Below are 16,784 nucleotides of genomic sequence, written 5' to 3'. Positions count from 1 at the left end.
AGGGAAGATAAAAGAGGATGAAGTTTGTAAGTCTTTGAGTAGATAAGTACTCTCTTTTACTCCACAAACAAGACGCTGTCGGGGATGAGAGTCTCCTCTATGTCGCGACTAGCATAGCCCACTTCGAGCGTCTGCCCCATGTAATCTTCAAAATAGGGGATGCGTATTTCGTGGTAACCAGCTTCGAGTGCCACCTTCTCTTCTACTCGTCGAGCGCTGTGACCACCATCGTTGTCGATCAGCAACTTACCATCTATGAACAGTTGTGAGCCATCGTCACTATAGGTATAGAACTTATATACACCGCGTTTGTCTATCTTGATGAAGGCGCGGAATTCAAAAGCGAAATGATCGGGAATCCTCGCCGGCGCAAGAGAGAAGTTGGGTAGCTTGCCCGACTTTATAGGCATGCAATGCGATATTTGCGAAATCTTCTTGCACACGCCCTCATAGTAAGTGTAGGCCACACCCTGTCGGCGCGGTTTTCTATCCACTCCTGCCAAGAAGGGGAGTATTTCTTCGTCGCGCGAAGTGATGCCCGAAGGATAGTAGAAGATGTCTTCTTGCTTGCCGGCAGCGCGAATCCACGTATCGAACTTACGCTTTCCCTCGTAAAGTTGGATGATTCTGCCGCCTCGTGGCAGCTTACCATAAGCGTCGAATCCGCTCACCCTGCCGTACGCCAAGGCGATGGTGCTATACGTATCTATCAAGTCGTTGCTGTGATCGTGCCCAGTGAACACGCCCATCACGTCGCCCTGTTCAGCAAAAGCATTGAACATACCACTGTTCAACTTGGCCGATGCCACGCCTTCGTCCTCATAATGGCCTAGATAAGTGCCTGCTTTGAGCATGTCCTTATACTCTACCAAGGGGATATGGAAGAATGCCAAGGCCGGCAGCGGCTTGCCTGCATGCGCTTGAGTGAATCGTCGACTCTGCTCGCGATACCACTGTATTTGGTCGAAGTGAATCCAGTCGTAATGTCCAAACTCCTTCACAGGCTGGTAATCGTTGGAATCCAAGCAGTAAAGCAAGGCCTCGATGCCCTGTCCGCCATACACAGGAATGGCACAATTGCCGCGCCCGAAGATGTCGGTATCGCCTCGCTTGCCCACATAGTAAGGCGAAGCCAGCAGCATGGTGTAGATAGAATCTTTGTCCATTACTTCGGCATCGTGGTTGCCCATCATCACGGCGAAGGGCAATCGGGCACGCTCGAAGATGGCTATAATTGATTTCCAACCCTGCACACCCGGCTTTTCGGTCACTATATCGCCCGTCAACATGGCCATATCGGGATGCTCATCGGCTATTACAGAGTTGATGGCTGCGATGGTCTGAGGGCAGTTAGGCGATTTCTCATCCCAATGAATGTCGGTGAACTGTGCTATTTTGAACGTCCCATTGTGGAACATGAGGCGTTGTTGTGCGTAGACTGTGGTCGTTAAAAACGATAATATGAAAAGAATTTTGCGTAACATAAAAGATTGATTATAATGTCGAGGCACCCAGCAAATTACTGTGTTGCAAGGTAGAAAAATGTATTTTGACACGCTCGGCCACATGTGGATAAGGGAAACCGTGGCGCATTGAGGCCAGCATGGCATCCTCAAAATAAGGAGCCGAAGCCGCTATACCGCCACCGATGACGATGGCCTGTGGGTCGTAGGTGTAGAGTATCACTTGCAAGAGTTTTCCCAAATGTTGACCAAACACCTGCCAAATGCGGAGAGCATCGGTATTACCTTGTGCCGCACTCCGCGATAGCTCGTAGCCGGTAAGCCTCATCTGCTTGAAGAGCTGGCTGCTACAATACTGTTCGTAGTTGCCTTGAAGATAAGGAAGACAACCTATTTCGCCGGCACCGGTGTTGTGTCCACGATACAAGCGACCATCGACAAAGATACCAGCTCCCACACCTGTGCCCAGTGTGATGCCAACAAAGCTATCATAGGGAGCGGCTATACCAAAGTGTTTCTCGCCCAGTACGTAGCAGTTCACGTCGTTATCCACCGATACAGGGATGTGATAGCGTGCTTCCATCAACGCTTTGAGATGCACCTCGCGCCACGAAGGGATGTTCTGAACGTCGAAAACGGTACCCGACCGATAGTCGACCACCGACGGAACTCCTACGCCTATGCGCTCTACCGAGTCGTCGACGACCGCATCTATCAGCTCGAATATCTGGTCGAGCACCTCTTGCTGTGTGCCATCGGCCTTGCATTCAACCGTATTCTGTGCCAAAATAATGCCGTTATCTACACGGGCTGCACGGATGTTAGTGCCACCTAAATCTATTGCGATTGTTGACATGGAGTTATCGATTTACCGGTGCTGTCATGCGAAGAACGGGCTGTTCGAGGCGAACATGTCCCTGCTTATCTTCTATGCGATAATTCTTCACGGTGACTTGGTTTCCTTTGATGTCTAATAATACGAACGATGACTGCCCATCGCCGTCTTTCCAACCGTTGTTAACTTGGAAAATAGGCGTCTTACGATAGTATCGTAGGGTGGCGGCATGGGCGTGCCCAACGAAAAAACCGGCAAGATTATACCGACCGAGCAACTCCATCAATCGGTCGCGGTTGGTCTCTTCCCACCATGTAAGTCCGTCGTCGTCGAAGCCATAGTGCTGCATATAGACTACCGGCTCGCCATGCGAAGCATATTTTTGCAAGTCGTTTTCGAGCCATTCAAAGTTGCTTTGGCAATAAGAAGTCTCGCCAGCACTGAGCTGACAGTTCACAAAATGCACATGACCTAGATTGAAAGAGTAGCTGAGGCTTGATTCGTCGAGGTTTAATATCTGCTTTTGTTGCAACTTACGATGGAGTATTGAGTCCATGTAATTCATGTTAATCTCATTGCCTGAACGGTCGGTATAAGGGCGACCTTTGGCCGGTGCCACATCGTGATTGCCTAGTGTAGGATACACATCGTAGTGGATGGTACGCTCGCCCGTTCCTTTCTCATAGCGTTGGCGGAAAAGATTGAGGATGTCGGGATGTGCTTTGTCGCACAAATCGCCCAAAAGCAAGAGTCCGTCTACGTGTTTCTGCTGTGCTCCCAAACGGTTCATGGCCAAGACATTCACGTATTGATCGGTCTCAGGAGGCATGTCGAAGTGTAGGTCGGAAGCGATGATGACAGTACATTCATCGCTCTTTCGTTCGGCATGCGCTATGTTTACGGTCATGGCCAAGGCCATGATAAGATATGTAATTTTCATCAAATTAGAATTTATTGGTACCTGCTTTCACATTATAAGTGGCTTTCTGCCCATTACCCCAAAGCACGGTAAGCGTGAAAGGTGCGGTAGATTGAATGTTTATACGGGGTTTATCGGTGGTCGATGAACGACGAGCCACATTGATATCCACACTGCCTTTCTCGCCAAAAGGATAGCGCGAGATGCCGTAACCATCGGTCAATGTGACGTCAAGGGTCATCTGTCGTTCCACAGCATTGGTATGAATGCCAAAGATATACTCTAAAAGATAAGAGATAGGCGGCAATCCTGTCCAGCCCACAAAGTCTTTACGAGCCATGAATCCCGGCTCGGCCGACTCCGGAGCATAGTACTCCCAGAACGTACCGGTCTTCTCATAGACTTTCAACACATTATCGTAGTGATTGCGTGCGATACTGCGTGCGAGGTCTAGATACCCCTTGTCCCACAGTCCACTGACCACCATATAATTGGTTCCCGGCCACACGCCACCTTCCCAATAGCGTCCGTTGGTGCGATATTTAGGATTATCGGCCGCCAAAGACGGTACGCGATGCGGACGATTAAACTTGGCCGTGTCTTGCAAATGAGCCACGAGCGCGTCGAGACGAGACTTGGGTAGCACATCGGTATGTAGCGCCCAATAGGCATAAATGCCCTGTGTAGTGCTCAGACTATCGTTGTCGAACTGGTCGTAGAGGAACTTATCGCGCTCGCTCCACATATTCCGATTGATGTAAGCCGAGAGCTTTTTGATATCGTCTTCAAAGTCTTCTATCTCTTGCCAACGCTCCAAATAGAAGCCCATCTTGAGTAGAATATTGGCCATCATAATTTGTTGCAGACAAGCGTCGAGCCATATCATGTGTCCATTACTATAGATAGTATTGTAGCCTTCAGGCACTCGCGGCATGTTGTCCATGCCTGTTCCCCATCCACTAGACCAATACATGCCGTTGCGCCACGTGCGATTGAGCTTCAACCATTTATAATATGCCGCCAAAGCGGGGAACACTTTGTTAAGTCGATTGTCGTCACCTGTCTGTTGATAATACATCCATTCGGACCATGGAAGGATGTTCGGACCGGTACTGGTGGGGTCGTAACGACTGAAACAATCGCTTCCGTCGGCACGTATCTCTCGACAAATAAAACCATCGGGATGCTGTTTGGCGTAGAAATTATCAAGCGTACTCTGGAATGGGAAAAAGTTACGACCATACCGACAGAACATGGTGATGAAGGCATCGTCCCACATGAAGATGTTACCATTGTAGGCCGGCCCGATGTAACTCGTGATGAAGCCGGAATCATCCAGCGGTTGTGAGATGTTGGATATGCCTATCTGCCACGCCTTCCAATACATCTCTATCTCCTTGGCATGTCCTTCCCAGTGCGGATTGGGTAAGATACGACGCGCCTGTTCAAAGGTTCCGGGCTTCGTACGCACCATTTTGGCGGTGCGATAACTATTCTCGGCCACCAAGGTTTGCATGATATAGGTGTTCTTATACGGCAGTTTGTAGAGCGGAGATCCCGATGGTATCAGGTTTTGTGCGCCCATATAGAGATTGCATTGTAGCAATAAGGCTGTGATGATGGTAACTTTTCTCATTCCAAAATAGCTGTTAGAGGTTCATGAGTTTCTTGATTTTCCAGAATATATCGCTGTTCTCCATGAAGCCGGAGAAATTCTCCGAGCCGGGACCGAAGGCATAGACAGGAACCATAACGCCTGAGTGGCTCTTGGTAGAGAAGTTGCACTCTATCTTGCCTTGCGCTAAATCACCTCCCAAGAGGGTAAGTCCACCGGTCTCGTGGTCGGCAGTTACGACGACAAGGGTCTCACCGTCTTGTGCGGCCCATTGCATGATACGGCCAATGGTACGGTCGAAATCGTGGGTTTCTTTCATCAACATATCAAGCTGGTTGAAGTGTCCGTAATCGTCGAGTTGCGACCCTTCGACCATCATAAAGAATCCCTTCTTGTTTCGATTCATCAGTTCAATGCCCTTCATAGATGCCCTTGCCAAGAGATCGCCACGTTCGTCGGGCAGCGGTGTGTCTACATCGTAAGGCACGGCAAACACTTTACCGCCGTTCCACTGCTGCAAATCGTTCCACGAACGGGAGATATGATACCCTTTCTGTTGCAATTCGTTGAAGATATTGCGGCCATCGTCGCGATGTTCAAAGAACTTAGCACCACCTCCAAATACGTAGTCTACGTCGACATTGGCATAATCTGCGGTAATCTCTTGTTCTTGATCGCGGTCTATATTGTGGCAGAGGAAGTCGGCAGGTGTGGCATCCCATAGTCGGCAAGTGACGGCGATACCTGTTGCCAATCCCTTTTTCTTGGCCAAGGTACAAAGAGATTCCAACGGTTTGCCATCGGGATCGACCCCCACAGCATGGTATTTAGTCTTATGACCAGTGGCTAATGCCGTTCCACCAGCACCCGAATCGGTAATCAACTTGTTGGTACAATAAGTCTTGGAAAGTCCTGTATACTGTGCATTCTCGAGCCATAAATGGCCGCGGTTGGCCGTCCAAGCCGAATAGATGTGCATGAGGCTCATGCCATCGCCTATCATCAGGATGACATTCTTCACTTTCTTGCCTTTCGGCGGAGCGATGCGCTCTACCTTGTAAGGCTTGTCTAAAATATAGGTTTGAGTGGTTTGCGCAAAGAGAGCTGCTGAAAACAACAGCATGAAAGCAAATGTAATATTTCTCTTCATATCAAATGAGGTTATAAAACATAGGGGGAGACGGCACCAACGGTCCCGTCTCCCCCTCATGATGGTTATTCTACGCTTGCCTCGATAGACAAGTGGTAAGCATTGCTACCGCCGGTAGACTTCATCTCTGTCTCGCGAAGTACCCATGACTTGGGAGCTATCATGAACAGAGAGTAAGCATTCGATTCGTCTTTGATGACCGGCGTATAGGCATAGCCGGATATAGATTCGGCCACAGCTTTCAACTTTTCTACGGCAGTGGTCTTCACTGTACCGATGATAACAGCCTGATGGGTATTGTCGGATAACGATTTGAGGGCTTCGGTAGCAGCCGAAACTTGGTCTTCGCTATTGAATCTGGTGGTTGCAAACGGCACCTCTATATCTACCGGAGTCTCGACATTAGACTTAGCCAAGACCGGAACAAACTGGATATAGCAATCGTCGGTGACCTTAAAACTGGTAGCCGAATTAATCTTATGATTGAATAATACGGTGCTACCTTCGATATTCATATCGGTATAGCGATTGAAAGCGAATGTGCTAAAACGATTTGCGGCAAGCATCAACTCCGTGGAATGGTTCGTCGTATAGTCCGCCCATGAATAGTATTCTACGTCGGTACGGTCGACAACGGCAATCGAAAAGTCTTTCGTTGTCTTCAAGTAATCGGCAATAGCCGGGATATTATTGGCCTGCTGATCTTTCAAATCGGTGACGAAATAAACATCTATGGTCTTGTTCTTATTCCATTCGTTGCCATTCTCTGCCATGCTTTCGTTCTGTGGAATGACGCCCCAGTCTTCTTTGATACATGAAGACAGCAACATACAACCAAGGCAGAACGCTATAGAAATATACTTGTTTTTCATTTTATTATTACTTTATTTAAGTGAAACAACAGAGACTACAGGGCAGTGGTCGGAAAGTTCAAGCCTGCCCTGATAGTTATCAAGCACACGACACTCGCTCATCTTCCAATGGCCTTTAGAACCGAGAATGAAGTCAATTTTGGCAACATGCTGAAAAGTTCCCTCGTTGCTGTCCAAGCGATCGTACGCAGTAAGCAACTTATTGATGACAACCGAGCCGGGCCCCATATTCATATCACCGCAAAGGATGGTGGGAATGGTGGTGCTCTTCACCTTGTCCGTAACGAGGACTTCGGCCTGCTCAAGCTGGCCACCCATATGGTCGAGATGGGAACATGCCACGCGTATCATCTTACCAGAAGGCAATAAGATGTCGGCAGTCACCACACCGCGCTGGTCGGCAGAGCCTGCCGGGCGAGGCAACTGTATGGCCTGTACCGACATAATGGGGTATCTGCTCAAGATGGCATTGCCATAAAGCTCGTTGGTACTGTAACGGAACTGTGCCTCAGGCAACTTTCCGTCCTTGTTAGAGAGATTATACGAATAGCCATAAACATTGAACATACGCAACTTGTTGGCCAATTCCGCAACCATATCTCTGTATTTTCCGTCCTTCTGCTGGCGAGAACTCCTGTTCTCCACCTCGTTCAGACAGATGATATCGGGCGTTTCGGATTTCAACTTGTCGGCATACGGCTGCAAATCGAAGTTGGGTTCGAACGACCGGATGTTGAATGTGACAATCTTCAGTTGGTCTTGTCCCATCATAGACAGGGGAAGAGCAAACAGGAAGATGGCTGCAGAGATGATATTTCTTAATTTCATTTGCTTCTTAATTTTTATATTAATAACCTTGATTCTGAGTAAGGTTCTTACTCTTATTCACTTCTGCCGAAGGAATAGGGAATACCTGATTCTTCACCGGATCAAACACACGAGACTCCCAGATTTCCACTATCTTACGACTGATAATCTGTGTTCCGTCGTTCGTTGTTTTTAAACCATGAAGCGGTTTCGCATAAGTGGCCTTTGCATCGCCCCATCTTACCAAGTCCAAATGGCGGCTGGGCTGGAACTCAAATGCCAGTTCGCAACGACGCTCATTCTTCAATTGCTCCTTTGTGGCTCCGCTGTTAGCAGGCAGACCGGCACGCTGACGAATCTGATTCAACAGATTCTTGGCCTCGGCATTGCCTTCGCCCTTAGACCAGATCAAGGCCTCTGCCTTCATCAAGAGTACATCTGCAAAACGTATCAGCACGGTTCCGAGGGTGTTACTAGCATTGTTTCCGTTAGGATTCAGTGTCTTACCAATGCAATCGGCAGCCTCGAAGGGAGACATGAACTTACGGAATGTCATACCGGACTGGCTTGATATCTTCTGAGGATTGACTCCGAAATGAATGTTACGGCCTATAAATGTGATATGTTGGCCGGGAGACAAGATGGTGGCATCGCGACGAACATCTCCCGCTTCATACGCATTGTAGAGCTCCATTGTGGGCTGGAAGTATCCCCAAGTGTTGTAGTAACCCCATCCGCCATTCTCGAACGACATGCCATGGAACTTAGGTCCCTCGGTGGCATTGCCCAATAAGGAGAAGATATACTCTGAACTGAAGTTGTTTTCGGGACGGAACAGCTTTGTAAAATCAGGATACAAGGCACGCTTATCGCTACCGGTAAGCCCCATCACCTTATCACAATACTCTATCACTGTGTCGTAGTATTTAGGATTCCACTGCGCAGCATAGAGGGCAGCACGTGCAGCAAAGGCCCACGCGGCAGCCTTATGAGGACGCCCGTAATCGTCTTCCGCCAATTGAGAGAAAGCAGGTAACAGCTCTCCGGCCGCCTTCATGTCTTCGATAATCATATCGTAGTTGGCCAATACCGATGCCGGACGCGGCTGATCTATCTCCGCCGTGGGTGTCTTCTCGGTCACAATAGGCAGTCCGCCGTTCGGTCCATTGTCCCCATAGAAAGGAGACAGCCACAGATAAGCAAAGGCGCGGTAGAAGCGAGCTTGCCCTATGGCCTTGTTCTTCACCTCGCTTGATACGTCCATACCGGGTACGTTGCGCAGCACATCATTGGCTTTTGCGATGAGCTGATACATTGCCGGCCAGTTGTCTTTGGCGTCTCGACCGTTCGAAGCAGACATCTGGAAGTTCTTAATCTGGCGAGCTTCTGCCTGATTACGGCCTGTAACCATGTTGTCGCTACAGTTCTCGAACCACATGAAACCACGCCCCGTTACGCCTTCTTCATACGTAAATGCGTGAAAAGCGTCCAATGCTTTCTGCACGTCTGATTCCGTCTTCCAGAAGTTTACAGACCCCTGAAGCCCGTAGGGTTCATACTCCAAGAAGTCATTACAGCTACTCAGGCAGGTCACTGCCATAGCTGTCAGGATCATATTTTTTATTTTCAAAGTATTCATCTTATTATGTTTTAAGGGTAATATTAGAAACCAAAGTTCAAACCTACGGTTATTGTACGAGCTATAGGATATGTACCACCGTCCAAACCGAAGTTGCCTACTTCCGGATCAATGCCGGTATAGTCGGTTGCCGTGAACAGATTCTCAGCATTCATGTATAGACGCAGGGTAGAATTACCAAGTCCGATACTTCTCAACCAAGCCTGCGGTAGGGTGTAACCAAGGGTTACATTCTTCAGGCGCAAGTAACTGCCATTCTCCAGATAGAAGTCGGATGGGTTGGTGAAGTTACCGTTGCTATCGTCAACCAGTGCCAGACGAGGGATACCGGAATTCTTGTCATAGTCCCAAGCATTGAGTATATCGCTCAGCATATTACCTCCTTGCTGGCGTCCGGTCAGCGCCATCTGCTTGAAGGCATTGTAGATAGTAGACTTTCCTACACCTTGGAATTGGAAACTGAAGTCGAAACCTTTGTAAGCCATATTGCCACCGAAGGCAAACGTTATCTTCGGCATGTAGCTGCCCATATACTGGTTATCGTCGGAGTTTATCTGTCCGTCTTGGTTGAAATCTACATATTTCAGGTCGCCGGGTTTGGCATTTGGCTGCACCAGCTTGGTAAGACCGGTCTTAGGATCAGTCCACTTATAGCTGTTGATTTCTTCCTGCGACTGGAAGATACCGTCTGTCTTCAATACATAATAAGAGTACCATGCATGCCCGACGGTAGATCTTAGCGGCCGTTGGCTGTTCACTACGACATTGTGTTCCAGCGTTTCGCGCGAACCAAGGCTCAACACTTCGTTGTGAACGGTAGAGAGGTTGGCATTCAAACCAAATGAGAAATCGCCCAGCTTCTTATTGTATGATGCACCAAATTCCCAACCGCGGTTCACTACATCGCCGATGTTTCCATATGGTTCTATCTCGATACCCGATACAGAGGCTACCGGTACGCGCTCTATCAAATCCTTGGTGCGCTTGTTGAAGTAGTCTACGGTAATGGTCAACTCGTTGTTGAACATGCCCAGATCCAGACCTACACCCCACTGTTCAGTGGTTTCCCACTTCAGGTTCTTCGTACCTATAGACTTGGCATAAGTACCATATGCCTCTTTGGCCAGCATCTTACCATAGATTACCGGATAGTCTGTATTACCCATCGGTACGTTCCATGAGTAGCGGGGTACCAATGCCACGTTACCCACTTGTCCCCAGCTACCACGCAATTTCAGCATGTTGATGGTAGACTTCAGCGGTGCAAAGAACGGCTCGGAAGAAATTTTCCACGATGCAGACGCCGCCGGGAAGATGCCGGAGTTATTGTCCTTGTAAAGTTTTGAAGATGCATCGCGACGCAAGCTGGCCGTAGCAAAATAGCGGTCGTTCCAAGAATATCCCACCCTGCCGAACATAGAGATGAGCGATTCTTCCCAAATCTCTTCCGTAGGTTTATACTTCGACCAATCACTCGCTTGTCCGAGAGTAGAAGAGTGGCGGTCTTCCAGATCATAACCCGATGTATATACACCATACATCTTGTATTTATCATACTTCATGGTATATCCGGCCATGGCACTAATGTGGTGCTCTCCGAACACTTGGGCATAGGTGGCTGTCGTCTCCCACAGCCAGTTGTACTGGTTAGAGTGCTCTATATTATGTCTGTTCTCGTTAGAGGGGTTTCCCGGTTCCGGCACTTTATGCACGAATTCGTCGAACTCGTTGGAGACAATACCTGCCGTAAACTGCGACTTCAACGTCAAGGCTGCCATCGGTTTAACCTCCAGCGTGGAGGTAGAATAGAGTTTATGCGACGGACGTTTTTGGTCCAGACGCTCCAGAAGAGCCACAGGGTTGCGGAATTCACCGTATCCGCTGATGCCCTCGGCAGCTGCCCAGCGGGGTAATGTGCCATGATAAAGCGGAGCACCTCGGCTGTCCAGCACTACATTTCCTTCCTTGTCATAGTCGTAAACCGTTGCCGAACGCGGGAAGAAAATAGAGTTTGCCAATGCTCCCTCGTGTCCGGTGTTGACATTGCCTTGACCGTCTGAGAACTGATAAGTGACTTGTTCGCTGAACTTCACGGCCTTGGATATCTGGAAGTCTACATTGGCTTTGCCGCCAAACTTGCGGGCAAAGGTGTTCAGCAAGATACCTTTGTCTCTGTCGAAGTTGAACGAAGTGAATGCCTTCAGGTTTTCGCTACCTCCCGACAGGGACAGGGCGTAATGTTCCAAGTAGCCGGGACGGAAGATAGCATCCACCCAGTCGGTACGTGTTACGGCCCCGTAAGGATACTTCGTAGCGTCGGCTGTCAGTGGCAATGAGCCTCCATACAATCTCACTGCGTCGCTCCACACTTGATTATACTGCTCCGATGTCAGCGTAGAGGGCTTATTCATGGCTGCTTTGAAACCCTTTGAGACATTCAAGTTTACTCTTATCTTGCCGGCTTTGGCCTGCTTTGTGGTGATGACTACCACACCGCCCGAACCTACACTCGCACCATAGATGGCTGCCGAAGCGGCATCTTTCAACACAGTGATGCTCTCGATGTCTTCCACATTGTATGGTGCGCCGGGTACACCGTCGACAACATAGAGTACACCATCGCCGCTATTGTAGCTGTCATCCGTACCGCGCGAACCGCGTCCGCGGATAGATAGCGATGATTCAGCAAGCGGGTCGCCTCCGTTGTTCTGCACCATGACGCCCGGCATCTGGCCTTGTAGCATGGAAGCGATGTTGGCCGGACGGCTCTTCATAGACTGATCCAGCTTCACCGAAGATACGGCTGTGGAGAGGTCTTGCTTGCGCTGGCTGCCATAACCTATCACCACGATTTCGTTCAATGAATGGTTGTCGTCTTTCAAGATGACGTTAAGGTTGTCCGAAGTGGCTTTTACTGTTTGTGAGACAAAGCCGATAGAAGAAATCTTAAGTTCGCTGTTACGTGCTGCCTGTAGCTGGAACTTGCCATCAATATCAGTTACAGTACCACCAGTCTTACCTACAACCGTGACGGTTGCACCAATAATGGGTTCTCCCTGAGAATCCTTTACTACACCCTTTACTGTACGTTCGTTTTGCTGTACAACACTTGTCGAAACCGAACCGTGGCCAAATGCGACCATCGGTACAGCCAGTGTAAGGGATGACAAGGCAGCTATTCCCAATAGCCGATGCTTGCCCTCTAATACAAAATTGCTCTTTTTCATTAATAGTAAGGTTGGTTAAAATTATATACTAAGGTTTTTGTTATGAATTGCTTTTCGGTTTCTCACTCCGCACTCTTAGGTCTGGCAGCGCGAGCTTGGCCGAATCGCTTGTTGGGACGGTCGCTCATGACGAATTCCAACGTCCCTCCTCTCATGATATCTTGATAGGTTATGAAAGCCTTTGTGTAGGGTTTACCGTTGAGTTTCGCGCTCTTGATATACACATGCCGGTCGCTGTTGTTGCGGGCAACGACGGTAAATGTCTTCCCACCGGGCAACTTGACAGAGGCACGACGGTATTCCGGACTGCCAAACACGTACACTCCGTTCGACGGATTGACCTGATAGAAGCCCAGAGCCGACATGACATGCCATGCCGACATCTGTCCGCAATCTTCGTTTCCACACAGTCCGTCGGGTTTAGCTGTGTAGAATTCCTTCTGCAACATGCGTACACGGGCGGCCGTCTTCCACTGTGTGCCGGCATAAGCATATAAATATGGTATATGATGATTGGGTTCGTTGCCGTGCGCATATTGCCCTACGAGTCCCGAAACATCGGGCGCTGCCGTAGCTCCGAGGTCGCCTTCGGCCACGAAGAGCGAGTCCAGATTCTTCACGAAAGCCTCATCTCCGCCGTGTAGAGCCACTAGTCCGTCAGGGTTTTGCGGCACCATGAAGGTGTATTGCCAACCGTTTCCCTCGGTAAAGTCGCCCACGTTGCCATGGTGTTCGGCCGAGAACGGGTCGTAAGGCTCGTACCATGAGCCGTCGGCCATCTTCGGATGAATCTTGTTGATGCGCTTGTCCCAGTAGTGTTCGTATGCATGGCCGCGGCGGATGAAGGTCTTGTAGTCGTCCATACGCCCCATCTTCTTGGCCATAAGGGCGATACTCCAGTCGTCGGCAGCATATTCCTGCGAAATAGAAGTGGCTTCCTGTAGCGAGTCGGCAGGTATATAACCGTACTTCATGAGCAGCGATATGCCGTTTTGGGCGGGATTAGTGGCAGTCCCTATCATCGCGTCGAGGGCGCGATGGGCATCAAATCCACCGATACCTTTTAGATAAGCGTCGGCTATAATAGGTACCGAGCTGTAGCCGGGCATGCAGTTGGTCTCGCCTGCATGGAGCGGCCAAATAGGTAATTTGCCGTTTTGGTCGTAGATGCTCAGCATCGAGTTCACCATATCGGGCACTCGTTCGGGCTTGATGATGGTGAAAAGTGGATGCAAGGTGCGGTAAGTATCCCATGTAGAGAAGATGGTGTAATTACGGAACTGATTGCCCGTCATCACCTTATCTCCGATACCTCGGAAGTCGCCATTGACGTCGCAATACAGATTGGGAGCTATCATCATGTGGTAGAGGGCGGTATAAAAGATGGTCTTCTGCATCTGCGTACCATCTATATCGATGCAGGCAAGCTCTTGATTCCACTTCTCCACAGCAGCGCGATGCACTCTGTCGAAATCCCATACAGGTGCTTCGGCCTCCATATTCATGCGTGCATTAGTGCAACTCACCGACGAAAGAGCTACCTTGATATTTACCTCTCGCGTATCATCGGCAAACGTCATGACGCCTTTCACGCCTTGTGTCTGTAGCTCATCGGTGCATACGAATTTGTCACCTGCGTACAATCGAAGTGCATGGATAGGACGATCGGTCTTCAAATAGAAAAAGGTCTTATGCAATGGAGACCATCCTTTCACAAACCGATAGCCTTCGATGGTATAGTCGTCTACCTTTCTTATATACGATTCGTATACCCGGCTGTCGATGTCGTTGACCAAATCGACTAGCACACGCGGCGTTCCTGCCTCCTTATATATATAATGGTGTAGCCCCACACGTTCGGTAGAAGTGAGTTCTACATCTACTCCATTGTCCATCTTTACGGCATAATAGCCCGGTGATACACGCTCATTGCTGTGCTTAAAATAAGAGGCCACAGAACCTTTAATGTTGTTTTGCTCACCACGCAGGGTACGTTCTGTCCCTGTATAAGGCATCAGACTGACGTCGCCAAGGTCTGAACAGCCCGTACCACTGAGATGATTGTGGCTGAACCCGATGATGATGCTGTCGCTATAATGGTAGCCCGACACCCAGTCCCAACCTTTATAGATGTTCATAGGTCCTAGCTGTACGGCACCAAAAGGCACATTGGCACCCACAAACACGTGTCCGTGTCCATCGGAACCTATCAGCGGATCTACATATTTGGCATAATCCTTTGAAACGCTGGCTGCTGTCAGCCCCATAGGAAGCAACAGTAGAAACGTGGTTAACAGATAATAGATTCTTTTCGTCATTTAGGTAGGTATTAAAGGCATAGTTAATAGTCCGATTGCAAATATAACAAGGTTGGATTATATAGAAGTTACGCATTTGCGTAATTTAGTACATGAATTGCGCACAAAGACGATTATCGGTGCTGATTGCGATATTCTGAGGGTGTACAACCTTTCATCTTCTTAAACAGACTCATCAAACTGCTGTAGTTACCCACATGCATTGTAGAAGCCAACTCCTTGATTGGCGTGTCGCTTTCTTCCAACATACGGGCGAAAAGGTCGATGCGTTTGCCGGTGATATAGTTATAGATAGATTGCCCGGTGACCTGTTTGAACTTCATTTCGAGCAGTCGTCGCGACAGTGGAAGTTCTTTCAGCAGGTCGCTTACCGTGAGTTGTGTGCAGATATTGCGATGTATCAGCTCCAGTGCCTTGAACACATAAGGGTCGTCGGTAGCAAAGAGATTGGTGGAATCGCGGCTCACGATGGCCGTCGGCTGTATCACTACATCGTGCAGTGGAGCCTCCGGGGTCTTCAGGTGTTCGGCTATGAGCCGTGCCGTCAGGTATCCGCCGGTCTCGATATCCAAGTTCACGCTCGACAGTGTAGGGTCGGAAAGCTCGCATATCACCTCGTCGTTGTCTACTCCCATTACCGCAATGTCGCCCGGAATAGAGATGCCTATCGACTTACAGGCCTCCTCTATCTTGTTGCCTTGGTTATCGTCGCAGCAGAAGAGAGCCGTGTGGGGTGGCAAAGACTTGAGCCATTCGGTCAGCGTGGAGGAGTCATAATACCACAGCGTCTCCAATATCTGCTTCTTATAGGTATAGAAATGGTCGGCAAAACCGGCTTCCTCGATACACCGGAAATACCCCTCGCACCGCTCATCGCTCCACACCGTGTCTTCATAACCGCAGAAAGCGAAGTGGCGAAAGCCCTTGCCGAGGAAATAACGTGCTACCATACGACCCGTTGTGATGTAGTCGCTTGTGATGTTGGAGAGCTGTGAGAACCGCTGTTTATAGTCTTGTGCTACGGCCAAAATACCGTTCTTGGCAAACAGCTCCACATCTTCGTCGTGATTGAATTGTCCCACGATGGCATCGGCTTTCCAGTTTAAAGCCCAGTCGACCACGCCCTGAATACCATTCTTCTCTTTATACGATGGAGGCATACGACAAACCACCCAAGCATCGTGCGACAGCTTTTTGGCGTACCGCAAAATGCCTTGTAGCAACCGGTGGGAGAAGCCTTCGGTAAAGTCGGTTAATAGTATCAGTCGTATCATAAGCTAGAAATAAGCAATCTACAAATTTATATTTTTTAGTCGAAAACTCCAAACTAGCGTCTGATTCTCTGCACTTTTCATCGCATATTGGCTTATAAAAAGAAAACACGGAAGCGATTCTAGTCGTCCCGTGCCTCTATATATTCAGTTAAATAATAAGTTCCAATCACTAAGTGATTGTTGCAAAGATATGTACTTTTTCTTATTCACACAATCCTCATTTATGAGTAAAGCGCCCTGAAAACCTCCCTTAACACTCTCATACTTCTTAAAATACAAGACAGGGACATTGCAGATAGTGAAGATTTATAAGTTTAGTAGCTATCAATATCAGGGGTTTCATCTTGCTATATATATGATATTCATAGCCAATAAAGTTTCTATGAATTTGCTGCCAAGGCTCCGCAATCTTCCTGCCGAGGCTGAACAGCAATACTGAAAGGGTGAGACAGCAAGAGTGGAGAGGCGCTGCAACAGCCTCACCCTAATCTCCAACAAAAGGAAAAGAGAGCTTTACTACTTATTCCAATCTCTTCTCTATGAATCAAAGAAGCTGGAATGCAAGGATAGATAACGGCAAAAATCTTTATGCGGAGAAACTACTAAAGACCAATAACCGCTCACGGCCCCCATATATAAGGACTATATATACGCGAGTTCGGGAT

The 16,784-nt window shown here is 48.7% G+C and carries 11 protein-coding genes; all 11 read right to left on the bottom strand.

Going from position 1 to position 16,784, the window contains the following annotated elements:
* Nucleotides 1–56: 56 nt before the first annotated feature.
* Nucleotides 57–1,484 (bottom strand): PA14 domain-containing protein, encoded by a 1,428-nt coding sequence (locus HMPREF0671_RS10730; RefSeq protein ID WP_036900458.1) that lies wholly within the window; start codon nucleotides 1,482–1,484, stop codon nucleotides 57–59.
* Nucleotides 1,485–1,494: 10 nt separating this feature from the next.
* Complete coding sequence (locus tag HMPREF0671_RS10725) at nucleotides 1,495–2,319, bottom strand: ROK family protein (protein WP_036900456.1); 825 nt, start codon at nucleotides 2,317–2,319, stop codon at nucleotides 1,495–1,497.
* A 4-nt stretch (nucleotides 2,320–2,323) separates the two neighbouring features.
* Nucleotides 2,324–3,238, bottom strand: coding sequence for a metallophosphoesterase (locus HMPREF0671_RS10720; RefSeq protein ID WP_084589768.1), 915 nt, complete (start codon nucleotides 3,236–3,238; stop codon nucleotides 2,324–2,326).
* A 4-nt stretch (nucleotides 3,239–3,242) separates the two neighbouring features.
* Nucleotides 3,243–4,853: a trehalase family glycosidase gene (locus tag HMPREF0671_RS10715; RefSeq protein WP_036900450.1), complete on the bottom strand. Its 1,611-nt coding sequence runs from the start codon at nucleotides 4,851–4,853 to the stop codon at nucleotides 3,243–3,245.
* 13 nt (nucleotides 4,854–4,866) lie between these two features.
* Nucleotides 4,867–5,955 (bottom strand): alkaline phosphatase, encoded by a 1,089-nt coding sequence (locus tag HMPREF0671_RS10710; RefSeq protein WP_231725613.1) that lies wholly within the window; start codon nucleotides 5,953–5,955, stop codon nucleotides 4,867–4,869.
* 92 nt (nucleotides 5,956–6,047) lie between these two features.
* Nucleotides 6,048–6,854, bottom strand: a complete 807-nt coding sequence (locus HMPREF0671_RS10705) for a hypothetical protein (RefSeq protein ID WP_036900446.1) — start codon at nucleotides 6,852–6,854, stop codon at nucleotides 6,048–6,050.
* A gap of 12 nt (nucleotides 6,855–6,866) precedes the next feature.
* The gene (locus HMPREF0671_RS10700) at nucleotides 6,867–7,682 is read right to left on the bottom strand and encodes an endonuclease/exonuclease/phosphatase family protein (protein ID WP_036900444.1); all 816 of its coding nucleotides are present in this window, start codon (nucleotides 7,680–7,682) and stop codon (nucleotides 6,867–6,869) included.
* Nucleotides 7,683–7,701: 19 nt separating this feature from the next.
* Entirely contained in the window at nucleotides 7,702–9,276 is a 1,575-nt protein-coding gene (locus tag HMPREF0671_RS10695; protein WP_036900461.1) for a RagB/SusD family nutrient uptake outer membrane protein, read from the bottom strand.
* Between the two features lie 47 nt (nucleotides 9,277–9,323).
* Nucleotides 9,324–12,527: a TonB-dependent receptor gene (locus tag HMPREF0671_RS10690; RefSeq protein ID WP_036900442.1), complete on the bottom strand. Its 3,204-nt coding sequence runs from the start codon at nucleotides 12,525–12,527 to the stop codon at nucleotides 9,324–9,326.
* 62 nt (nucleotides 12,528–12,589) lie between these two features.
* Nucleotides 12,590–14,794 (bottom strand): GH92 family glycosyl hydrolase, encoded by a 2,205-nt coding sequence (locus HMPREF0671_RS10685; RefSeq protein ID WP_052053019.1) that lies wholly within the window; start codon nucleotides 14,792–14,794, stop codon nucleotides 12,590–12,592.
* A gap of 164 nt (nucleotides 14,795–14,958) precedes the next feature.
* Complete coding sequence (locus HMPREF0671_RS10680; RefSeq protein WP_036900438.1) at nucleotides 14,959–16,119, bottom strand: DNA-binding transcriptional regulator; 1,161 nt, start codon at nucleotides 16,117–16,119, stop codon at nucleotides 14,959–14,961.
* Between the last annotated feature and the right edge of the window lie 665 nt (nucleotides 16,120–16,784).

Origin of the sequence: Prevotella sp. S7 MS 2 (assembly GCF_000762865.1) — a bacterium.
Lineage (GTDB): Bacteria > Bacteroidota > Bacteroidia > Bacteroidales > Bacteroidaceae > Prevotella.
The sequence above is the reverse complement of the archived record's forward strand: the minus strand, read 5'-3'. Positions and strand labels throughout refer to the sequence as shown.